The organism is Hymenobacter psoromatis (assembly GCF_020012125.1).
GTDB classification, from domain to species: domain Bacteria; phylum Bacteroidota; class Bacteroidia; order Cytophagales; family Hymenobacteraceae; genus Hymenobacter; species Hymenobacter psoromatis.
Genome location: NZ_JAIFAG010000001.1, coordinates 1801938 through 1823702, shown reverse-complemented (window position 1 = coordinate 1823702; position 21765 = coordinate 1801938). Strand labels below are relative to the sequence as shown.

Genomic DNA, 21765 nt, shown 5'->3' with positions numbered 1-21765 from the left:
CTCATTTCAAATTTCAATTCCACTCGGTCCAATTGAAGCGCTGGCTTTCATGATTCAGAACGCCATATACAAAAAATTTCAATTCCACTCGGTCCAATTGAAGCGCCCGGACCTGCGCTTTTCGGCTACCCGTGACGAAAATTTCAATTCCACTCGGTCCAATTGAAGCCACTTTTACCAATACCCTCGGCCCGCAAAACCAATATTTCAATTCCACTCGGTCCAATTGAAGCCAGCGTGCCGCGCTGCACCGCGTCGCACAGTACGTATTTCAATTCCACTCGGTCCAATTGAAGCCGGCGCTAATCAGGTCTATGCTGCTCACGCTCACCGATTTCAATTCCACTCGGTCCAATTGAAGCCGAGAACCAGCGGAGAAAGCGCCAGGAGCACCACAAATTTCAATTCCACTCGGTCCAATTGAAGCCAAGACATGGTATTGAGGAACAAAAGCGAGGACAAAATTTCAATTCCACTCGGTCCAATTGAAGCACCTTTAGGGGGCTCGTAGCCGAGCAATTTTAGGAAATTTCAATTCCACTCGGTCCAATTGAAGCGAGGTCGGGGTCTGCGTCCGGTTCACGGACATAACATTTCAATTCCACTCGGTCCAATTGAAGCAATCAAATTGTTTGTAGCCGCGCCGATGCCGGGCAAATTTCAATTCCACTCGGTCCAATTGAAGCCCGAAAACGACTGGCCGGGGTTCGTGGTAATGAGGCATTTCAATTCCACTCGGTCCAATTGAAGCTTGGCGCGTAACAGCTTAGGCGGAGCAGGGCCCGAATATTTCAATTCCACTCGGTCCAATTGAAGCAACAGGGCCGGCCGTAAAGTATTCGTGCGCCAGGTATTTCAATTCCACTCGGTCCAATTGAAGCCGACCCAGCTCACGCTGGCCGCGGGCCTGGCATCCAATTTCAATTCCACTCGGTCCAATTGAAGCAAGTACTATGTTAGTGGCATATACGTACTTTGGAAATTTCAATTCCACTCGGTCCAATTGAAGCCACCAGCTAAAGCAGCTCCTCAAGACCGCCTGCATCATTTCAATTCCACTCGGTCCAATTGAAGCAGTTTCCACTCAAACGCCTTGAAAATGGTCAAAGACATTTCAATTCCACTCGGTCCAATTGAAGCGCTAGTAACGACAGGAGGCGGCACCGGCAAGTAGAAATTTCAATTCCACTCGGTCCAATTGAAGCAAAAATTAGTAGGCGTGGGCGGTAAGTCCCACTCATATTTCAATTCCACTCGGTCCAATTGAAGCCTGGCCGCGCAGGCCCAGCAGGCGATTTCTTTACCGTATTTCAATTCCACTCGGTCCAATTGAAGCCGGTAGCCGGGTCGTAAAACAGCGTAACAGCCTGGTATTTCAATTCCACTCGGTCCAATTGAAGCTAGCTTGGCGCGCAACAGCGCGTAACCGGGCTCGTATTTCAATTCCACTCGGTCCAATTGAAGCTATGATAGCTTATCCACTTAGAGCCTTGATTGCGAAATTTCAATTCCACTCGGTCCAATTGAAGCCCGCCAAAACCAGCGCAATTATACGCGCTAGTGCTCGGGAAACCCACATGTTAATACTTTAAAAAACCTCGTGAGTCGTCGATGGCAAATAGTAGGATTTACCCTGGGGATAGACAACTCTGTAAATCAGATGGTTAGCGCTCTGCGTGGCATTTGGGGTCAGTAAAGGCCGCGCTGGTTAGCCGACCGACGATGCGGCGGCTCACAGGATGGTATCCAACGGGCTGCGCTCGCGGCCTACTACCTGCTTTTCCAGCCACTGGTGCGTGCGGCTCTTGAAAAGAATAACGCTGTCTTCCTCCTCCTTCAGAATGGTGCGCGCCTTGGCCAGCAGCTCCGCCAGCTTTACCTCGCTGATTTCGCCCTCAAAAACGGAGTTTTGAATCCAGTGCAGGTAGCGGCGGCAGAGCTTCAGCATCCGGCCCACGCGCTGCTGCTTCATATCGTAAACGAGAATAACGTACATGGTGTGGAAGGGGGGTAGGGGCTGGCCTACCACCAGGCTTTAAAGGGTTGATACTCTTCCATTGCCAGCAAGTGCTTGGTCAGCTTGTAGCACTCCAGCTTGATGAGGTGCTGGTAGCTGACGGTGCGGTTGAGGCGGCGGTGCTGAATGGTTTCCTTGAGGCGCTCCTCAAACACGCGCACGAACGTCTTGCGGCCGGTTTCCTTGAGCAGGCAGCCGTCCAGCTCGCGCACGAAATCGCGGGGCTGAATCTCCTTTTTATTGAGCAGCCGGAAGATGGTGCGGTCCACGAGCAGGGGCTTAAAAATCTCGGCCATATCCAGGGCCAGCGAGAAGCGGCGGCTGCCCGGCTCGTGCAAGAACGAGATGGTGGGGTTGAGCTGGGTGTGATAAATCTGCGAGAGGCAGGCCGCGTAGCAGAGCATGTTGCCGAAGCTAAGCAGCGCATTCAGCTCGTTCTGGGGTGGCTGGGTGCTGCGCTTATCAAACGTGAAGCCCGGCACGCGCACCAGCTGCTCGAAGCAGCGGTAGTACGTCTGCCGGATGTTGCCCTCATAGCCCATTATCTCGGCTATCGTCGTGGCGTGGGGTAGGGCGGCCACGTACAGCTCCATCTGCGCGATTTCGGCCCCTACCTCCCGGCCCCGGCTTTGGTAGTAGCGCAGGTTTTTGAGCAGGTTGAAGGCCGCGCCTTCCACCAGTTTGCGGGCCAGTACCAGGCGCTTGGGCAGGCTGGTGTAGTGGCCCGTTTGAGCTACCTGCAGGCGGCCGGCCAGCAGGTATTCTTTGGCCATAAAGGAGCCAGTGTAGTGCTCATAGTAGTCAAAGAAATGCACCGACACGCCGTTTTTACCCAGGAAATTATACAGCGCCGAGTTGGCATCGAGCGCGCCGAACACGTAGAGGTCGGCCACGTCCTCGATGGGTAGGAAGCGGGTCTGGCCCTCGGCTCCGGCCTCGTCGTAGGCCGTGTACTTGAGGGTATTGTCCTGGCGCGAGAGCCGGCCGGGATTAAAGAGGTAGTAGGTTTTTTTCACCGCAGATTCAAGCTGATTTAACGGATACGCCCGCTACGCGGACTGGCTGGGGGGTAGGAAGCTACTCGGCCACGTAGCAAAACTCATAGTAGGCGCATTGTTTGCAGAACGGCTTGTTGATAACGGGCGGGCAGGTAGTTTCATCGGCTAGCAACGTCCGCATAGCGGCTAGCTCGCCGGGGATGCGGGCGCGGTCCTCAGCGGTAAGGTCCACCGCCTGCGTCTGGCGCAGCTTCGGATATTCCAAGATGGCGGTAGGGCCTTCCACGCCGTGCGCCTCTAGCAGCCAGAGGTAGTACTTCACCTGCGCCACGTTAGAAGCTTCCATCTTGTTCGACTTCTTCAGTTCGTGTACCACCTTGCGCTGCGGGTCGTAAAAGTCAATCCGGCTGCCGCCGATGCTGATTTCGCGGTAGCGCTCGGCCCGCTGGGGGTAGGCTGTCTGGTGCAGCAGCTCGCCCGCCGCCACGGCCTCCGAAGTGTGTTCCATCCACACGTCGCGGTCGAAAAGCCACAGCTTGCGTTGGCACAGGTGGAAGTATTTGACGTGGGTGGCGGTGAGGGGCTTCATGGTTCAGGTCAGCATAAGCAAAAACGCCCGGCTAGCCCACACGGCCAGCTGGGCGCACAAAACGCTATTTCGCCGCCGGCTGCCCCTCGTAGTTGAAGCCACGCAGGCGCTCCATCAGATGCGCCGCGGCGCGGTCTAACGCATCGGCCGACTCGTCGTAGGTGCGGAAGTAGCCCGCCCCGGCCAGCGTCACGAATACTTCCGTGCCTGGCAGCTGCTCCACAATAGGTAGCGCCTTTTTCTCGTTTTCCGGGTCGAGCTTGGCCCGGATGGCCCCCGTGATGCGGTTGGCATTGTCGCTGATGGCCACGGCCAGCGTCTCCATCGGGCTGAACGTGCGGGCCTGGTTGCTGGTGATGCGCCAGTTTAGCAGCGCGTAAGCCAGCGCCGGGATGATGCGCTCCCGCTCGGCGGCCGGGCACACCAGGCACTCGCCAAACGCATTCTGCCCCGTCTGCCAGCCGTTGTCACGCAGCTGGGTCAGAATAGCCTTGGGCACCTCCGGCTCAAACGAGTTAGTGGACACGCAAAACAGCGTCCGCAGGTCGATGGCTACGTCGTGCACAAACAAGCCGCTGGTCCTGCCCGCATCCGGTATCCACTTCATAAACAGGCTCCGGTCCACGCCGTCCAGCAGGCCGGCAATGGCCTCCTCGGTCAGCGGCTTGCCATCGGTGCCCCGCACCACCACCTTGTTCTGGCCGGCGGTTTCGCGGCGGTCAAAGGTGAGGTTTTCCTTGCTGAAAGTGCCCAGCAGCGGGTGCAGGGGCCGCATGGCCGAAATAGATAACGGGCTTCGCCGTTTCAGAGTCCGCTCCTTTTTCTCACCACCCTTGTCCTGGTCGCCGGCCGTGGCCGAAGCGGCGCGGGCCGCCATCCAGCCGCCCAGCAGCTGGTCGGCGTAGCGCGGGTCGCAGGCCGAGAGTACCTCGCCTTCGTCGAGCGACTGCTTGCCTTTTTTCTCGCTCACATCGAACACAAACGTGGTGGGCGCGGGGGCCACCTGCAACTGCTGCCGCAGCGTGTCAAGCAACGAGCGTTTTACCTGCTGGCCGCTGGAGTATGGTACAGTGCGCTCAAATTGGGGGTCGTAGTAGCGCTTCTGCCCGTCCTGCACCGAAAACACGGTGTGGTCGGCGTGCTTGAGGCCGCGCAGGTAGAGGAAGGGCTGTTGCTCCACGGCTGCGTTAGCGGCGGAAGCGGGGCCGGCTGCGGCCGACGCATCAGGGAAAAGGTTAGGCTGCATAATATTGAAATTTAGCGGGTTGAAGATGAGTTAGCGGGCGAACTCGGCGTAGCGTAGGCGCACGAGAGTCAGGAAATACTGGAAGTTATCTTCGGGCAGCAGGTGCACGGCGTGGCAGAGGGCAATGGCCTCGGCGGGCGGGTTGCTGTCGGCCACTACTGGCTCCATCGCATCCTGAAACCGGCGGCGGTTGGTGGCTTTGAGCACGGCCTGCACCGCGTTGCCGCGCTTGGTATTAAGCTTGCCGGCCCCGGCCTCGTAGGCCAGCAGCAGGTGAGCCACTTTTTCAGATTCTTCCCAGAGTGAGTCGTTATTAAGCATTGCTAAGAGCCAGGTTTGGTAAGCGTGAAAAGAAATAACTTGGGTGTTGTCGGATTTGTCCAGCTTCGGCATTTTGCCCTCCTTGCCGTTGCCCGCATACGGCATCAGCCCCCGCAACCACTTGGGCTCCAGCGCTTGCACCCCAATGCTGCCCAACTGGCACGCCCGCCGAAAGCCAAAGGCCGAGCCGTAGATGGTTTCCAGCACCGGCCGGTCGCGGGCGTAGTCCAGCTCGCCAAAGAGCCGGCGGTACAGCTCCACCACGCGGCGCACGTCGGGCAGCAGCAGCGGCAAAAAGCCGATGGTCGTGTTCATCTGCCCCAGATTGTACACGTAGGCCACCAGCGGGCGCTGCCCCAGCCGCCGGGCCAGCCCAAAGAGCAGCTTGTTCCAGGCCACGGTTTGCACCCGGCCCTGGGTGGGGCCTTCGCTGGCCAGCCAGGTGTCGGTGCCGAAGCCCGCCAGCGGCTGGGCGGGGTTGTAGGCCGCGCCCAGCGCGTGGGCCAGCCAATGCCCGTTCCAGGAGTTCACCTGGTTGGGCGCGATGCCCTCGGTGGTGTTGAGGAAGTGCCGGTAGTGCTGCCAACCTTCTTCCAGCAGGTGCAGCAGGTCGGGGTTGGTGAATAACAGTTGGTAGCCGCCGTCCACGCCCACGCCCAGCCCGCCGCCCACCCACGAGAGCATGGCCTCATCCGTACTCACAGTTAGGCCCAGGTTGCTCACCTGTCCCGACGTGTTGGCCTCCGGGTCGCTGGATGGGTAGCCGATGGGGCTGGAACCGGCCGGGTCGGTTGCCAGCTTGTGGTAAAACTTGCCGATGCGCTCGGCTCGCTCCGGCGCTTCGGGCCGCGTCCCTTTCTTGAACTTAGGGTTTTCCAACGGCGAGTTGCCGCCCGGAATAAAGTAGTTCGGGTGGTCGAAAAACAAGGGTACGAACACCTCCCGAAAATACGCGTCGGGCGTATGTGCCTGGCCGTGGCGGGCGTTATGCTGGCGCAGAAATTCCTGGCCGATGGTGCTGGCTATCATGGCGATGTATGGAAATTACCAGATTTCAAAAAGCGGCCCGGTCTGGACCGTTATCTTCTCCGTTTGCAGCCCCAGCGCGTCGCTATACGCCGCGTCGGCCACCACGAAAGGCCGGTTCCCGTAGTCGAGCCGCTCCATTTTATTCATAATAAAGGGCTTGAAGGAAAGCGGAATTTCCAGCTGGGTTTGCGTCCCCACATCCTGCGTCCGGCAGGCCGTGCGGTAAGCCTCCTTATCCTGCTCAAGTACGCAGGCTACCGAGTCGATTTCGAGCAGCCCCAGCAGGTAGGAGCTGGCGCGGTGCGTGAGCAGGTGCTGGGTCCAGGCCCCGTTCTGGAAAATACTGTGCGCCTCCACATCCGTAAAGTCCACGCTCGGGTACACGGCGTCAATCAGCGCCTGCACGTCGTGCTCGTGCAGTATCGCACCGCCGTCGGGCAGAGACTGGTAGCTGGCGTTCACCACCTCCCAGTCGTAGGGCTTGGCGCTAGCCGCTTTGTCTGGGTCGTCTGCCGCCGGCGGGGCCAGCACGTAAATCGGCTTTAGCTGCCCCCGCGTGTCTATGGTTCGGCGGCGGTTCACGCGGCCAAACCGCTGCACCAGCGCATCGAGCGGAGCCGCTTCGGTCACCATGCGGTCGAAGCTGATGTCCAGGCTCACCTCCACCACTTGCGTCGCCACCACCAGGCAGGGGCCGACTACCGCTTCGGGGTTGATTTCGTCCAGCAGCCGCCGTTCCAGCTCGGCCCGCTGCCCGCGCTTAAAGCGGCTGTGCAGCAGCAGCTTGGGCACGTCCAGGAACTCCTCTTGTAGTTCCTTAAATAGCTCCTGCGCCCGCCGCACCCGATTGCACACTAGCAGCACTTTTTCCTTCGCAGCCACGGCTCGGCGCAGCATCGGTAGCAGGCTGATAAAGTCGCCGGCTTTGTGAATTTGGTGGCGGTCGTAGCCCCGCAGCTCCTCGTCGGTCAGCTTTATTTCCAGCACTTGCTCGCGCCCCAGCAGCGCCGCCACCCGCTCATAGAGCACGGTGGGCATGGTGGCGGTGCCCACGTGCAGGCGGCACCCGGCGTGGCTGAGCACTTCCACCAGCTTGAGCACCATCGCCTGCGACACCGCCGTGTAGGTATGAATCTCGTCTAGGATAATATCGCAGCCGCGCACGTCGAGCAGCAGCGTTTCGTAGCCGCGGGTGCCAAACGCCAGCCCCGCCAACTGATGCGGCGTCAGCACCTTCACGGCCGCCCCCACCTTGTCCTGCAACGCCTTTTCGGCCCAGGTGAGCTTGCCGCGCAGGTCGGTTTCGGGCCGCACCCGTGAGGCCGCGTGTAGCAGGCGCACATCGGCCCCGACAGGTTCTAATTCTTTCTGTAGCCGCCGGTGCATGGCGTTGATGGATGCCTGAAACGGTAGCACGTAGAACACCCGCCCCCGGCAGCGGCGCAGCAAATAGTCCGTTTTGCCTGCCCCGGTTGGGGCCGTCACCAGCGTGTGGGGCCGGCCCGAGTCGGCCGGGTAGTTAGCCAGCGGGTAAAGCCCGGTTCGGTCGGGCCGCTCGAAACAACTTAGGTCGGGCTTCTTGAATGCCTGGGCCATCGTAGCGGCCGTGTCATCCAGTAGCGCCGAAGCGTAATGGTCAGCCCCCACCAGCAGCCCTTTCCACGCCGAAGCGCCGTAGTGGTGCGTCGTCACCAGCGCCCAGCAGTCGGCCACGGCCTGCCGTAGCGCCGCCTCCGCCTCGGCGCGGGGCAGGGGCCGCACCCCGGCCACGCCCAGCGCCGCCAGCAGCGCCAAAGCTGCCGGTGCCCACTCGTCCCAGCGGTCCAGATGGAAAAGTACGGCCTCCTCATCGTAGTTGTCCAGGTCGAGCAGTCCCAACTCGCCCGCGTCCTGGTGCATGGATTTGTGATGCGCCACCACCATTTCCAGCACCGGCGTGCGCTGGGCGTGCGGCACCAGCGGCAGAAATAGCAGCGATGCCAGCTCGTGGCGAAACGGCTGTTCGCCCCGGCTACTCCGGCGCTTCGTCAGGCGCTCCTGAAACACCGGGCTGGCCTTGCCAATGTCGTGCAGCAAGGCCCCCAGCCGAGCCGTAGGCACGTCCAGCCTCGCATAACGGGCGAAGACTTCCGCCGCCGCCGCCACGTGCAGCAGGTGGTCGTAGAGGGTAGTGCCGCCGTTTTCCCGGCTTTTGGCCAGCAGGTGTGGGTGCGGGTTGGCGAGCACACTCATCGGCCCGCCAGCCGCACCGGCCGCCCCCCCACTTGCAGCCAGCCGCGCATCAACTCCCCGCCCGCAAAGCGGTTGTAGCCCACCGGAAAAGCCGCCGGATGCTCCGCCTCAAACCGCAACTCAAAGCCATCGAGTCGGTCGAAGTCGACCTCCTCAATAGTCTTGATTTCCGCTTGCGGAAACACCAGGTCCTCGTTTCGGCACAGGCACAGGTGCTGGCAGGCCGCCCGCCGCGCATCTTCCTCGTTACCAAAAGCCAGCCGCAGCGTCGGGTTCACCAGAATGCCCCGCGTCAATACGCCCGTGTTGCGGGGCCTGCCGCGCTTCCAGGCGCGGGCGTGTACGACCTCCTGCTGCATATCCAGCAAGTCATAGCTCAGCCGGTGCCGCAGAATCTGGGCCACGCTCAGCTTCTGCCGCATCCCCTCAATGACGGAAGGGGTAAGAAACTGCTGCGAGTAAGTCTCGCCGTCGCGCACCGCCGTCCAGGGTTTGAGGTAGCCGAAGGGACCCGTGTAGGTAACTATTTTCAATTCGTGCATTTGCCAGTTTATCAGAGGTAAGTACTCGTTGCTAATTAGTTTATGTTATAATGATTAGCTTTGCATCATGTCAAGAGTTAATACCCCCTTACTGAGTGAATCTGAAAAGTCAGCCTTAGAACAAGGAGTTAGAACGGGAAAGACGCCCTGTTTTCGTGCTAGATGCGAAGTGATTTTATTAAAAGCTATCGGGCTCACCTCAGAGCAAGTAGCCAAGTTTACGGCTATGACTTATGTAAGTATTAATGGGTGGACAAAACGCTATCAAGAGGAGGGTATTGAGGGACTACAAACAAAGACTGGACGCGGGCGCAAAGCAGTAGTAAGCGTAGTGGAGGATAAAGAGTCTGTTTTGCAAGCTATCAAAGCGAATAGACAACGTATTGAAACGGCTAAAGCGGAATGGGAACAGGAAACTAACAAATCGGTTAGCTTGAGCACCTTTAAATCTTTTTTAAAAGTCTTGACGGACGATATAAGCGAATAAGAAGGCGCTGTAAAGGCAAGCCCTGCCCGGATTTATATGCCTTAAAGAAGGCGCAATTAACTGAATTAGAGATACTTTGCGAGCAAGGTTTTCTAAACTTATTTTACGGAGATGAAAGCCATGTGTGCAGTACGGGCTACGTGCCCTACGGGTGGCAGTTCCTAGGGGAAGAAGTTTTCATACCAGTTGAGCAAGGCTATAAAATCAATATTTGGGGACTTATTAGCCGACGCAATCAAACCCATTGGTTAACAACGGAAACGACTATTAGCGCAAATTTTATCTTTACACAACTAGAAGAATTATCTTTTAAGATTCGAAAGCCAACAGTAATTGTGGTAGATAATGTAAGTATCCACAAAGCGCAGCTAATCCAGCAGCAATTACCTTTTTGGGAAGCACGCGGATTACGTGTATTTTATTTACCTACTTATTCGCCACACCTCAATATTGCGGAAACATTTTGGCGTAAATTAAAGAAAGAACAGCTTGACCCAGGTGACTACTTTAATAAGGATACTCTTTTCTACGCAGTTAATCGTTGCTTAGCGCAAGTAGGAAATTTATGGAGAATAAATTTCTCAAAATTTAACATAAACTAATTAACCACGGGTACTTAGAGCAGTGTTTTACTTGAACAATAGTACACTAAAGAGCCGATATGAGAGAAAAGTCGTTGGGGTGAGGGAAGTAGAAGTAATTTTTCTAGTTTACTGGCTTAGCTTCGCTTTGTTATTTTCGTTAAACCTCACTCATTTCAATAGAATCAGCTGAAATTGAAACACATGAGCGAATAGTCGGTGAGGCTATTAATCGGACTGTTTGGAATATTGGTAAGAGATTCACGTCTTCTGGTGGTCTAATTGCACTTCTTCTCCTCTTTTTATGGAAAACCTTAACCCTACTCCCGACCTCGACGTGAGCCAGCTCAGCGCCGTAGCACTCCAGCGGCTGGGTGTGACTGTGGCGCAGGTGCGGGCCGTGTATGCGGACCCGGTGAACGTATCAGCACCAGATACAACCTCGGAATTCCCAACTGTATGGCGTTTGTTCGGTTTCATGGGCAAGGGCATGTTTCTTTTCGTAGCTTTGGAATATGATGACACCACTGGAAAATTCGCAGCCCTCGGCATCAAAGTCGCCGGCACCGTCGCCGAAGTCCGGCGATACCTCTGCTAACCCCAAGCAGCCCAACCCATTCCAAGGCCCCGGCGCGGACGATGCCTGGCAACGTTTGCTGGCCACGCGGGGCACTGTCGTCACCCGTGAGGAGATGATTCGCCGCGTCCAGGAGCAAGCCGCTAAAAAGAGATAAGCCACGCGCAATGGCGAACTTGCCACCGAAGCCGAACTCGCCCGCTACTGGTGCCCCGGTCAACTTCCACAACTCGTTCGAAGACCGCGACCCCGCCGGGGTGTGGCGGGAGCTGTTGGCAGATGCTGGCTCACTCATCAGCCGGGAAGAAGCGATGCAACGCATGATAGAAGCGGACAAAAAGCGCCGAGAAAAAGAGTAATCCACCTAAAGCAGCCCCATCCGGCTGCTTTTTTACTACACCAGCGCCCCGCAGCCAATGCCTGTCGAGTGGCCTACCCCCACTTCCCAGGCGAACCCGATTTGCGCGCTGCTGCCGCTCACCAGCACCGGGCACACGCTGGCGCGGCACTGCACCTGCTGGTAGCGGAAGAGCTTGGTTTTGGCCGTGGCAATAAAGGCTGAGTCGAAGCGCACCGTCGCGCCCGTGTCGTCCAGGCCGGCCTGGCGCAGCTTGTGGCGCAGGGTAGCGGTCAGCAGCTCGTCGGCCAGCGGATGGCCGGGCAGCAGGTGGTCGGCGGGCTTGCCGCGCTCCGTTTCGTGTTTAATGAAGACCGGGCTGGCCACGCGAAACGCCTGCTCGCCAGCCGCGAAGTCGGGCGCGCGCTGCATCCGCGCGTCGGCCACGCGCAGGCCCAGGCCCAGGTCGGGGGCGCGCACCACGCCCGATACCAGCGCGTGAATCAGGGTTTCGTCGGGAGCTGAGATAAACCAGCTCGCGCCCTCCGAAAAGCGAATGACGCCGCGCCCGGCCCGGCCGCCGCGCAGCCAGGCGTAGGAGTAAAGCGAGAGGCCATCGTGCAAGCCCTCATCGTGGCCCGCCCAGCGGTGAAAGGCGCTTTTTAACGTGGGCAGGTAGTCGAAGGGAACCACCTGGTCAGCGGTCAGGTAGAGATGAAGTCGCAAGGGGCTTGGCTAAGTTTGGTGGGAAGAATAGGCTTGCTAAATGAAGTGGTCAAATGTAAGACAACTGCCATAAATTACCAAATCTTCCCCCAAAAATAGCAGCCCCTGAATTGTTTTTAAGCTCGTTCGCAACAGCGGCGGGGGCCACGCAAAAAAGGCACCTCCCGCCAATGCGAGAGGTGCCTTTTAATTGAGCAACCGGAGCCCCCAGTCGGACTCGAACCAACGACCCTCTGATTACAAGTCAGAAGCTCTACCAACTGAGCTATGGAGGCTTAATTGTGAGGCAAAAGTACGCCAAAAAGGATAACTGGCCAACCCGTGCCCGCGAATAAAAGAGGCCGCCCCTAGTGGGAGCGGCCTCTTTTAGCAAAATAAATCTGGCTTAGCTACGCAACTGCTTGAGTTGCTTCTTGAGCTTGTCGATGCGGGTGCGGGCCTCGGCCATGCGGCCTTCGTACTCCTGGCGCAGCTGGTCGGCGTTTTTGGAGCGGGCGAAGAAATCGAGGTTGGTTTGTAGGGTCGCTACGTCGTTTTCCAGTTCCTGAATCTCACGGCGCAGGCCGGTTTCCTTGCGGGTGAACGCCTGCTGGGCCTGGGGCCGGGCTTTGAGGCGGGCTACTTCCGCCCGGAAGAGCAGGTCCTCGCGGTCGGCGGGCGTGATGCCGGCAGTCTGGTCCAGGTACTTACCCAGTAGGGTCTGGAGTTGCTCCTCGCCCCGGTCGGAAGTGCCGGAGCCAGCCGCGTCGAGTTGGGCCCAATCGGCGAGCAGGTCGCGGAAGCCTTCGAGCGTGCCGGGGGCGTCGGGCGAGAGGGCGGCCACCCGCTGGCCTACCTCGTCCAGCTTGGTCGTCTGCTCGGCGCTGGCAACCGTCGGCTGGCGCTCCTCGCGGTCCCCACGGGCGGAGCGGGTGTCCTGCTTAGGGCGGTCAAATACGCTGTCGCAGGCGGCGCGGAAGCGCTTCCAGATTTTATCAGCCTGCTTCTCGGGTACCCGGCCGATGTCCTTCCACTCCTTTTGCACCCGCATCACCACGCTGCGGGCCTCGTCAAAGTCGGCGCTCTGCTGAGCGGCTTCGGCCTGCTCGATGAGGGCGTATTTGGCTTGCAGATTGGTATTTTTCTCTGAGTCGAGACTCTTGAAAAACTCGTTCTTGCGGTTGAAAAATGCCTTGTAGGCGTTCCAGTACTGTTTGTTGAGCTGGTCGGCCTGGGCGCGGGGCACGGGGCCGGCGGCTTCCCATTCCTTCTTGATTTCCTGCAGCTCATCGGTGCGCGAGCGCCACTCATTCACGCGCTCGGTGGCGAACTCGGCAAAGGGCAGCACCCGCGCCAGCAGGGCCTGCTTCACGGTCAGGTTCTGCCCCTCCTGGGCCGAGCGCACGTCCACGAATTCTTTGCGGCGCAGGTGCACGGCCTCCGAGGCGGCCAAAAAGCGCTGCCACAGCGGCTCGCGCTGCTCGCCGGGCACCGGCCCGATGTGCTTCCAGTCGTCGTGCAGCTTTTTGAGCTCATCCAGCGCCTTATTAATGCCGGGCGCAGCCTGCAGGGCTTCGGCGCGGCTGATGAGGGCTTCCTTGGCTTCCTGGTTGCGGCGGCGGTCCAGTTCTTTCAGCTCATAAAAGCGGCCCTGGTTGGCGTAGTAGCGGTCGAGCAGGCCGTGGTAGGTATTCCAGGTTTCCTGGCTATCGGTCTGGGGCACTGGGCCGGTAGATTTCCAGTCAGCTTGCAGCTGCTTAAGCTTCTGCGAGCTGTCCTTGGTTTCGGCGCTTTCCACCAGCTGGCGCAGCTGACTCAGCAGTTCCTGCTTGCGGGCCAGGTTCTGGGTGCGGCTCTGGTCTTCGGCTTTGGCATCGCGGGCGCGGCCCTCGCGAAACTCCTGGAGAGCTTTGTTGAGCTCGGCCTGGCTGGCCGGGGGCTGAAAGCTGAACTCCTGGGGGGCGTTGTGGTCTTCGCCCAGCTTCTGGCGCGAGGCGGCGCGGGCGCTGGCCACGTTGGCCTCATACTGGCGGGTCAGCTCCAGAATCTGCTGGCGGTTGCGGCGCGCATCGGGCCGGCGCAGCAGGTCGATGAGGTGGGCGGCCTGGCTGTCGAGGTCGAGCTGACTGAAATCCGGGGCCGGGGTTTCGGGCACGTAGTCGTCGGCTTCGCCCTCCCCTTCCGCGCTGCCGGCGGGCGGCGCTTCTTGCTCGTGCGCCTGGTGTGCCAGCTCGGCCTGATGGGCTTCGGCAGCGGTGTCGGTAGCGGAAGTGGGGAGGGTAGCTACTTCTGCCGGCGCCGCGTCAAGGGCCTCTGCCGAGGGTAGCTCGGCTACCGGAGCGGCCTCGGGTGCCTCGGCCGGCGCGGGGGGGGTAGGGGCGGCTGGGTCCTCACTTGCTGCTCCCGCCTCCGCTTCCGCTTCCTGGGTGGCCGGGGTCATGGCTTGGCCATAGTGGGCCACGGCGCGCGCCTGCGGGGCCGAAAGGTGCTCAGCCGCCACATCGGCGGAAACGTGCTGGGCGGTTTCGGCGGCCGCCGTGGCTTCGGGCGTGCCGGCGTCCGGGGTAGATGGGTTGGGTGCGTTCTCGGCCAGGGCTTCGGCCAGGCCGGGCTCTGAGAGCAGGGGGTCCACCTCGGTCTGGGTAGCGCCCCCGCTGGGGGGCACGGCGGCGGCGGGCGGCGTGTCGCTCAGGACTGGGGCGGCGGCGGTAGGCTCAGCGGCGGGCCGGGCGCGGAGCTCGGCCAGGCGGGCTTCGAGAATGCGCTGCGGGTCAGAAGCAGCGGTCGGGGCCGGGCTCTGCTCAGCGGGCGTGGGGGCGGGGGTAGGGGTTTCTTCGGGCAGCATAAAGCGAAGCAATAACCGGCGGCCAGGGCCAGGGGAGGGGGAGGAAAAAGGCCGCCGGAACGGGGGGCAGAAAAAAAATTAATTCAGGCGCGGGTCGAGCGGATAATTGGACAGGGCGCGGTAGCGTCCGCCTTTTTCACGCAGAATCGAGCGCCAGAACGCATCAGACTCCAAAGTAAACACTTTCCCGGCAGAGGCGGGCTGCCGAATCCAGGAGCCGCCCTCGATTTCCTGCTCCAGCTGCCCCGCCGACCAGCCCGAATAGCCCACGAACAGGCGCACCGTGGCGGCCGCGGCCTCGTCTGCCAGCCCCGCTAAAAACAGGTCGAAGTCACCGCCCCAGTACACGCCCTGGCCGAGGTCAGTAGCCCCCGGCAGCTCGGGCCGCTGATGCAGAAAGTGCAGCGTATCGGGCTGCACCGGGCCGCCCGCCAAGAGTGGCAGCCGCTGGCTGGCCGCGGGCGCGCCGGGCGGCAGGGGCAGCACATCGCCCAGCACCAGGGGGGTAGGGCGGGTCAGCACCAGGCCAAACGCCCCCTCTGCCGGACTGTAACGGCAGAGCAGCACCACGCTGCGCTCAAAGTTAGGGTCGCCCAAAAAGGGCTGCGAGATGAGTAGCGTACCGGATTTCATGCCCCTAGCTACGTAGCCGCCGCGCCGCGGTTGGAGGGTAGGGAGCCGCCCCGCCTACCTTTGTTGTTTAGCTGCTGCTTGCTGGTTGCTAATCAAAAATAATTCACTTACTCCTTTACTAATTCACCGCATGACCGACGCCGAACTAGCCGACCTGCGCCAGAGCTACACCCAGCGCACGCTGCTCGAAACCGACGTGCGGCCCGAGGCCGTGGCGCAGTTTCGGCAGTGGCTCGATGAGGCCGTGGCCGCCCAGCTGCCTGAGCCCGCGGCCCTGACCCTGGCCACCGTAGACGCGGCCACCGGCCAGCCCAGCCAGCGCGTGGTGCTGCTCAAGGGCCTGCCCGACGACGCGGGCTTTCTCTTCTATACCAACTACGACTCGCGCAAGGGCCACGAGCTGGCCAGCCAGCCGCGGGCGGCCCTCAACTTTTTCTGGCCCGGTCTGGAGCGTCAGGTGCGGGTGGAGGGGGTAGTCGAACGAGCCTCGGCCGAGGTTTCTACCGAGTATTTCCAGAGCCGGCCCCGCAGCAGCCAGGTCGGGGCCTGGGCCTCGCCCCAGAGCGAAGTCATTGGCAGCCGGGAAGAATTGGCAGCCCGCGAGCACGAGGTCGAAGCCCGCTTCCAGGGCCAGGCCCCCTTGCCCCGCCCACCGCACTGGGGCGGCTACGTGCTGCGCCCCACGCGGGTCGAATTCTGGCAGGGCCGCCCCAGCCGCCTGCACGACCGCCTGGTGTATGAGCGCGAAGAGGGGGGTAGGGAGTGGAAAATCAGCCGTCTGGCCCCGTGATTTCAGGTATCGATTTTGCTGGCCTTGATACTTGACACCTGATTTAATGGCTGAAATTCAACCCCTGCGCGGCTGGCGCTACAACCCCGCCCTGAGTGCCGAGATGGACGCGGTAGCCTCGCCCTTGTTCGACGTGGTGAGCGCCCGCCAGCGCGAGGCCCTCTACCAGCAGCCGCTGAACTCGATTCACCTCTCGGTGCCCCGCGCCGAGGGCGAGCTACTACCCCCCGAAGCCGCCGCCCACCGCCTGGCCCGCTGGCAGGCCGAGGGCGTGCTGCGCCAGGATGGCCTGCCGGGCATCTACGTCTACTACCAGTATTTCCGGCTGCCGGGCGAGGCCCGCGAGCGCTGCCGCAAGGGCTTCATGTGCCACATCCGGGCCTACGGCTGGGACGAGGGGGTAGTGCTGCGCCACGAAAGCACGCTGCCCGCCGCCGTCAACGACCGGGCCGAGCTGCTAGCCGCCCTGCGCCTGCAAACCAGCGCTACCCACGGGCTGTACCGCGACGCGGATTTTACCCTGGAAGCGCTGATGGATGAGGCTATCCGGGACCCGCTCTGCCAGACGGAGGAGGACTACCAGGGCGCACGCGATGTGCTGGCCGTGATTCAGGATGCGCAGGCCATCCGGCAGTTTCAGCGGGTGCTGGCGGGCCAGCCGGTGATTCTGGCCGATGGTCACCACCGCTACGAAGCCTCCGTGGCCTACCGCCAGGCCCGGCAGCTGGCCGCCGGCCCCGGCGGCAGCACCGGCCACGAGCCCTGGAATTACCACCTGATGTACCTCACCAACGCGGCTAGCGACGACCTGCGCATCCTGCCCACCCACCGCCTGCTGCGCGCGCTACCCGGCGGCCTCACCGACGAGCAGCTTTTGGCCCGCCTGGCACCCTACTTCACCATCCGCGCCCAGGTCGAGGCTCAGGACCTGCCCGAGCTGCTGGCCGGCAAGCGCTGGGCCCTGGGCCTGTACCTGCCCGGCGGGGCCGCCTACAAGCTGCGCCTGCGCCCCGAGGTGCATAGCCAGCTCGCCTGGGATACTACCCCCGAAGTCAAGGACCTGGACCTGACGGTGATGCATTACTTCGTTTTCCAGCAAGCCCTGGGCCTGGGCGATGCCGCCGCCCAGCGCCGCAACCCGACCTTGGCCTACGTGCGCGGCCTGGCCGAGTGCCTGCAGCAAGTAGACCGCGGCGAGGCCCGCGCCGCCTTCCTCACCAATGAGGTGACGATGGCCCAGGTTGAGGCCGTGTGCCGCTCGGGCGAAGTGATGCCGGCCAAATCCACCTTCTTCTACCCCAAAGTGCTGGCCGGCCTGCTTTTTTCGAGTCTGGCTGATGAGGTGCCGACGCCCTTCGAGCCGTATTTCTGGGCGGAAGCCACAAGCGAGGGGTAGGAAAAATTTCTACTTTAAAAATAAGCAGTTTTCGCGCTTAGCTACCAGAAAATGCAGTCGAAAAAAAGCTATCGGCTAAGACCCCGCTAATGGCGAACAGTTTAAAAAAATATGCGTCTGATTCTTGCCTCTAACTCACCCCGTCGCCGCCAGCTGCTCACGGATTTGGGCCTGGCCTATGAAATCCGGCTGCGCGAGGTAGCGGAAGATTTTCCGCCCCAGCTGCGTCGGGGCGAGGTGGCCGAGTACCTGGCCCGGCACAAGGCCGCCGCCTACCGCCCCGGTCTGGCCGAGGACGAGCTGCTGCTCACGGCCGACACCATCGTGTGCCTGGACGACGACGTACTCAACAAGCCCGCCGATGCCGCCGAGGCCCGCCAGATGCTGCGCCGTCTGCAAGGCCGCGCCCACCAGGTGTATACCGGCGTGTGCCTGCTGCCCGGCGACGGCCGCGCGCCGGTATCATTTGTTGACGAAACGACCGTGTATTTCGGCCCGCTTAGCGCCGCGCAGATTGATTTTTACGTGGAAAACTACCAGCCCTTCGACAAGGCCGGGGCCTACGGCGCGCAGGACTGGCTGGGCTTGGTGGGCATCGAGCGCCTGGAAGGCTCTTATTTCAACGTGATGGGCCTGCCCACTCACCGGGTGTGGGCGGAGCTGGTCAGGATGGAATATTTTGCGGTTAGCGACTAGCAACCGCACCGGATTACTTGTCTGCTTAATGACCTGCCTCAGACCGCTTTAGTTGGGAGCTGTTTTCTCGTGAGCTATGCGTTTTATTCTTCGGTGGCAGCTATATGGCTTGCTGGTAGCAAGCCTGGGCCTGCTGGTTTTATTTGGGACTACTTCTTACCCGGACCTGGTTGGCCGCCTCAGACGAGCCAACTACGCCCTGACGACCAGCTCGATTAAGCTGCCGTGCAGCCCGGCGCGATACGCGGCTTTGCGCGTGGGCCTGGCGGTGGTGGCGGCCGGGGCGGGGTTGGCGCTGGTGGGGGGGGTAGGGCGGCAGCCGCCGGCCCGGCGGCCGCGGGGGAGGGCCGCGTGGTGGGCTCCGCTGGCGGGGCTGAGTGGGCCCGAGCGGGTGCTGGCGGGTAGCCTGCTGCTGGCCGCGGCGGGTGTGCGGCTGTGGTATGCTTGGGACTACGCCTTGAATATTGACGAGATAGCTTCTTACGACTACTGGGTGCTGTTGGGGCCGGCCCACACGGCCAGTAGCTACTTATTGCCCAATAACCACGTGCTGGCCAACCTGTTGGCGGGGGCGGTGCATGGGTTGCTGCCGGCTGCCCCGCCCGTGGTGGCGCTGCGCCTGGTGCCGACTCTGCTGGGCTTGGCCTTGCTGCCCTGGGGCTACGCGCTGCTGCTGCGCTACGTGGGTTTTTTGCCGGCCACGGTGGGCTGGGGGTTGTTCTGCTTGTCGCCCCTGATGGTTTTTTACACAGTAGCCGGCCGCGGATACTGCCTGCTGTTGGCCGCGCTGCTGGCGGGGCTGGCAGCCAGCTTAGCGCTGCTGCGCCCCCAGGGCCTGCGCCGGTTTGCGCGGCAGCGCGCCTGGGCCGCTTTCAGCCTGAGCGCGGTAGTGGGCCTCTACGCCGTGCCGACCCACCTCTACGTGCTATTAGGGCTGGGCCTGGCGCTGCTTATCGGGTTTAGCCGCGGGCGCGGCCGGGCGCGGCGGCTAAAACTGCTCCACTTAGCTGTAATCACGGCGGGCATCGGCCTTACTGCTATGGTGCTCTACGCGCCCATTGGGGCAGTATCGGGCTGGAATATGCTGGTGGCGAACCCCTACGTGCGCCCGATGCCGGGGAACACTTTCTGGACTGGCCTGGGGCCTTTCTATCTGCTTGGCACGGCTAGTGAGCTGCTGGGCCAGCGGGCCATCAGTGCCGCGCTTTTTGTCGCCATTGCTAGTGCTACCCCCCTGGTTTTGCGCTGGGGAAAGCTGCCGGAGCCGGCCCGGCGGCTGGGTTGGCTGCTCTACGGGCAACTGGTGCTATGGCTGCCGCTGCTGCTGGTGCAGCGGGCCTACGTACCGGCGCGGGCGCTACTGGCGGTGCTTTTGGCCCTGCTGGTGCTGGGGGGGCTGGCCGGGCAGGTGGTAATGAATAAGCTGCGGGCCGCCTGGCGACCCGCCCGGCGCGTGGCCCCAGGCGCAGGCCTGGTAGCGCTGGCCCTGCTGCTGGGGGCCTATGGAAGCTACCGCCTGCACCGGGAGCGCCCCATTATGCGGTGGCAGGCGCAACGGCAGCAGGACTACGACCGGGCCTACGACTGGCTGCGGGCGCACCGCTGGCGGCGGGTCTGGGTCCTGGAATCGGCCAAAGCCGTGGCCCTGTGCTGGCAGCACCGCGTGCTGAGTGCGGGCCAGCCCCTGCTGCCGCTGGCGGTAGTAGAGGGCGACCAGCAACGGTTGATTACCCCAACGGGCCCCGCGGAATACGAAGTGTGGCTGGTGGCCCCACCGGGGGCTCAGCCAGCAGTTTTCCAAACCGCCGAGGTTGCCATCCTGCCCGTATCTACCCGCCCTACCCCCGCGCCAGCAGCCCAATCCCCCCCACGATGAGCGCCAGCCCACCCACCTGGCCCAGCGTGAGGCTTTCGCGTAGCACCAGTAGCCCCAGCAGCGTGGCCAGCAGCACCGAGCCGCCCACAATGACGGGCGTGCCCACCGAGGCCGGTACCCCGCGCCGAAACACCACGAAAGTCAGCATCTCGGCCAGCCCCACGCACAGGCCAGCCAGCGCCGCCAGCCCCAGCCCGCGGCCCGATACGGCCAGCGGCTGTCCCGCCAGCCACTGGCGCAGCAGCCACGCCGCGCCCAGCCCGGCCGCCACCAGCTGCAGCACCACCGCGCCCACGGCGGGGGGTAGGGAGTCGGCGGCCAGCTTGATAAAGAAGTTATAGCCCGCCAGGCACAGCGCCGTGAGCAGGGCCAGGGGGAGCCAGTTCATAGGGTAGTTGGGAAAGCGTTGCTACGCAAGATATGTAGCACCTGCTTAGTAGCGGTGGTATCCAGACCAACTAGCGGTTTAGTAAGTACGCACCGGCTTTTTATAGCTGGGGGTAGGGTGTGTAGCGAAAGGTCATCATCAACTACAACGTAGTTAGTGGTTGCACTCTGTCGCATTACCCAGGTTTCAATCTCACTAGCGCGGGAGCCGGCCTGGGGCAGCGTAGTGCGGTTATTCACCTTTGTGATAGCCGAAGGGAAAAGACTCCGTGCTTTAAAAATCGCTTCCCATTGCGTGACCGAATAGTTGATACGGTGCGAAGTCGTCAGTACGAAGGCCGCTTTAGTTTCGGCCAGAATAGCAGCTAGGTTTGTCGTGGCTCGCTCATTGAATTTGCAGAAGCCATCGGCCGCAGTTTCTACCGCCCGCCAAGCTGGCGTCGTGATTAATACGCCATCCAAATCGAGTAAAATTACCATCTACCTAAGTTTCTCTTTCAATATTTCCAGCTCCACGGCCGGCGCAATACGCTCGTAGAGAATATTATACGCCGCCGTGGTGATGGGCATGTTCACCTTCAGCTTGCGGTTTAGCTCGTGAATGCTTTTGACGGCGTAGTAGCCCTCGGCAATCATGTTCATTTCCAGCTGGGCCGATTTCACGGAGTAGCCCCGGCCCACCATGCTCCCAAATGTTCGGTTGCGCGAAAACTGCGAGTAAGAAGTTACCAGCAAATCGCCGAGGTAGGCCGAGGCCGAGAGGTCGCGCGGCTGGGGCGAGATGGCTTGCAGAAAGCGCCGGATTTCCTGCACCGCATTGCTGACCAGCACGGCCAGAAAATTATCGCCGTAGCCCAGGCCGTGGGCGATGCCGCCGGTCAGGGCGATGATATTTTTCATCACGGCGCAGTACTCGATGCCGTCGAGGTCGGCGGCCGGGTGAGCGCTCACGTAGCGGTTGCGCAGCAGCTGGCAAAAGGCCGTAGCCAGGCCCGGCACGTCGGGCGAGCCAATGGTAAGGTAGCTCTGCTTTTCGAGGGCCACTTCTTCGGCGTGGCAGGGCCCGGCTATCACGCCCAGGTGGGAGGGGGGTAGGCGGAAGCGCTCCTGTACGTAGTCGGTCACGAGCACATTCTTACCCGGAATCATGCCCTTGATGGCCGAGACGACGCCTGTTTTGTGGCGCAGCGCGTCGCGGCCTAGCTTGTCGAGCACCGGCTGCACGAAGGCCGCCGGCACGGCCAGCACCAGCCAGTCGGCCTCGGCTACGGCATCGGCCAGGTCGGCGGTCGGAAACACCCGGTGGCGGTCGAGCTGCACGGCCGAGAGGTAGCGCGGGTTGTGGCCGGTGCGCTGCAGGTGCTGCACGTCGTCTTTCGAGCGCAGCCACCAGTCCACACGGGCCCCGTTTTCGGAGAGAATTTTGGTGAGGGCCGTGGCCCAGGAGCCGCCGCCCAGCATGGCAATTTTTTCCAAGGTAA

General features: G+C 61.5%; 20 protein-coding genes, 1 tRNA gene and 1 CRISPR repeat array (1 of these 22 cut by a window edge). Of the genes, 7 read left to right on the top strand and 14 right to left on the bottom strand.

Going from position 1 to position 21765, the window contains the following annotated elements; genetic code table 11:
• Positions 1-1530: a CRISPR direct-repeat array (repeat unit 29 nt; unit sequence ATTTCAATTCCACTCGGTCCAATTGAAGC) (it extends 4027 nt beyond the left edge of the window).
• A gap of 202 nt (positions 1531-1732) precedes the next feature.
• The 7 genes from cas2 to LC531_RS07765 form a co-directional block, all read right to left on the bottom strand.
• The gene (gene cas2, locus LC531_RS07795; protein WP_223649748.1) at positions 1733-1996 is read right to left on the bottom strand and encodes a CRISPR-associated endonuclease Cas2; all 264 of its coding nucleotides are present in this window, start codon (positions 1994-1996) and stop codon (positions 1733-1735) included.
• Positions 1997-2022: 26 nt separating this feature from the next.
• Positions 2023-3033, bottom strand: coding sequence for a type I-B CRISPR-associated endonuclease Cas1b (gene cas1b, locus LC531_RS07790; protein WP_223649747.1), 1011 nt, complete (start codon positions 3031-3033; stop codon positions 2023-2025).
• A gap of 61 nt (positions 3034-3094) precedes the next feature.
• Positions 3095-3604 (bottom strand): CRISPR-associated protein Cas4, encoded by a 510-nt coding sequence (cas4, locus tag LC531_RS07785; protein WP_223649746.1) that lies wholly within the window; start codon positions 3602-3604, stop codon positions 3095-3097.
• Between the two features lie 64 nt (positions 3605-3668).
• Positions 3669-4850: a CRISPR-associated protein Cas7 gene (locus LC531_RS07780; RefSeq protein WP_223649745.1), complete on the bottom strand. Its 1182-nt coding sequence runs from the start codon at positions 4848-4850 to the stop codon at positions 3669-3671.
• Between the two features lie 30 nt (positions 4851-4880).
• Positions 4881-6200, bottom strand: coding sequence for a hypothetical protein (locus tag LC531_RS07775; RefSeq protein WP_223649744.1), 1320 nt, complete (start codon positions 6198-6200; stop codon positions 4881-4883).
• A gap of 15 nt (positions 6201-6215) precedes the next feature.
• Positions 6216-8432, bottom strand: coding sequence for a CRISPR-associated helicase Cas3' (gene cas3, locus LC531_RS07770; protein ID WP_223649743.1), 2217 nt, complete (start codon positions 8430-8432; stop codon positions 6216-6218).
• Positions 8429-8974 (bottom strand): hypothetical protein, encoded by a 546-nt coding sequence (locus LC531_RS07765; RefSeq protein ID WP_223649742.1) that lies wholly within the window; start codon positions 8972-8974, stop codon positions 8429-8431. The genes cas3 and LC531_RS07765 overlap by 4 nt, the downstream gene beginning before the upstream one ends.
• Positions 8975-9041: 67 nt before the next feature.
• Here LC531_RS07765 and LC531_RS07760 point away from each other — a divergent pair, with 67 nt between their 5' ends.
• From LC531_RS07760 to LC531_RS07750, 3 genes are all read left to right on the top strand, one after another.
• Complete coding sequence (locus LC531_RS07760) at positions 9042-9461, top strand: helix-turn-helix domain-containing protein (RefSeq protein WP_223649741.1); 420 nt, start codon at positions 9042-9044, stop codon at positions 9459-9461.
• The gene (locus LC531_RS07755; RefSeq protein WP_336245530.1) at positions 9422-10063 is read left to right on the top strand and encodes a transposase; all 642 of its coding nucleotides are present in this window, start codon (positions 9422-9424) and stop codon (positions 10061-10063) included. Before LC531_RS07760 ends, LC531_RS07755 begins: the two co-directional genes overlap by 40 nt.
• Before the next feature lie 283 nt (positions 10064-10346).
• Positions 10347-10640, top strand: coding sequence for a hypothetical protein (locus tag LC531_RS07750; protein ID WP_223649740.1), 294 nt, complete (start codon positions 10347-10349; stop codon positions 10638-10640).
• Positions 10641-11013: 373 nt separating this feature from the next.
• On the opposite strand, the gene LC531_RS07745 is transcribed toward LC531_RS07750, so the two are convergent.
• The 4 genes from LC531_RS07745 to LC531_RS07730 all read right to left on the bottom strand — a co-directional run bounded on the left by LC531_RS07745 (position 11014) and on the right by LC531_RS07730 (position 15139).
• Positions 11014-11682 (bottom strand): CRISPR-associated endoribonuclease Cas6, encoded by a 669-nt coding sequence (locus tag LC531_RS07745; RefSeq protein ID WP_223649739.1) that lies wholly within the window; start codon positions 11680-11682, stop codon positions 11014-11016.
• Between the two features lie 202 nt (positions 11683-11884).
• Positions 11885-11957 (bottom strand) — tRNA-Thr (locus LC531_RS07740).
• Positions 11958-12067: 110 nt separating this feature from the next.
• Positions 12068-14506 (bottom strand): DUF349 domain-containing protein, encoded by a 2439-nt coding sequence (locus tag LC531_RS07735; RefSeq protein WP_223649738.1) that lies wholly within the window; start codon positions 14504-14506, stop codon positions 12068-12070.
• Between the two features lie 78 nt (positions 14507-14584).
• On the bottom strand, positions 14585-15139 hold the full coding sequence (locus LC531_RS07730; protein WP_223649737.1) for a YqgE/AlgH family protein: 555 nt from the start codon (positions 15137-15139) through the stop codon (positions 14585-14587).
• 130 nt (positions 15140-15269) lie between these two features.
• Between LC531_RS07730 and pdxH the strand changes: the two genes are divergently transcribed.
• The 4 genes from pdxH (at position 15270) to LC531_RS07710 (ending at position 19897) form a co-directional block, all read left to right on the top strand.
• Positions 15270-15929, top strand: coding sequence for a pyridoxamine 5'-phosphate oxidase (pdxH, locus tag LC531_RS07725; RefSeq protein ID WP_223649736.1), 660 nt, complete (start codon positions 15270-15272; stop codon positions 15927-15929).
• 46 nt (positions 15930-15975) lie between these two features.
• Positions 15976-17325, top strand: coding sequence for a DUF1015 domain-containing protein (locus LC531_RS07720; protein ID WP_223649735.1), 1350 nt, complete (start codon positions 15976-15978; stop codon positions 17323-17325).
• Positions 17326-17436: 111 nt separating this feature from the next.
• Entirely contained in the window at positions 17437-18021 is a 585-nt protein-coding gene (locus LC531_RS07715; protein ID WP_223649734.1) for a Maf family nucleotide pyrophosphatase, read from the top strand.
• A 76-nt stretch (positions 18022-18097) separates the two neighbouring features.
• The gene (locus LC531_RS07710) at positions 18098-19897 is read left to right on the top strand and encodes a hypothetical protein (RefSeq protein ID WP_223649733.1); all 1800 of its coding nucleotides are present in this window, start codon (positions 18098-18100) and stop codon (positions 19895-19897) included.
• On the opposite strand, the gene LC531_RS07705 is transcribed toward LC531_RS07710, so the two are convergent.
• Genes LC531_RS07705 through LC531_RS07695 form a run of 3 tightly spaced genes read right to left on the bottom strand, consistent with a single transcriptional unit; the run spans position 19860 to position 21760 of the window.
• Positions 19860-20285 carry an EamA family transporter gene (locus LC531_RS07705; RefSeq protein ID WP_223649732.1) on the bottom strand — a complete coding sequence of 142 codons (426 nt, stop codon included), beginning with the start codon at positions 20283-20285 and terminating at the stop codon, positions 19860-19862. The genes LC531_RS07710 and LC531_RS07705 overlap by 38 nt on opposite strands.
• Positions 20282-20764, bottom strand: coding sequence for an HAD domain-containing protein (locus tag LC531_RS22995; RefSeq protein WP_223649731.1), 483 nt, complete (start codon positions 20762-20764; stop codon positions 20282-20284). Before LC531_RS22995 ends, LC531_RS07705 begins: the two co-directional genes overlap by 4 nt.
• Positions 20765-21760, bottom strand: a complete 996-nt coding sequence (locus LC531_RS07695) for an NAD(P)H-dependent glycerol-3-phosphate dehydrogenase (protein WP_223649730.1) — start codon at positions 21758-21760, stop codon at positions 20765-20767. It abuts the gene before it with no gap.
• Positions 21761-21765: the final 5 nt, after the last annotated feature.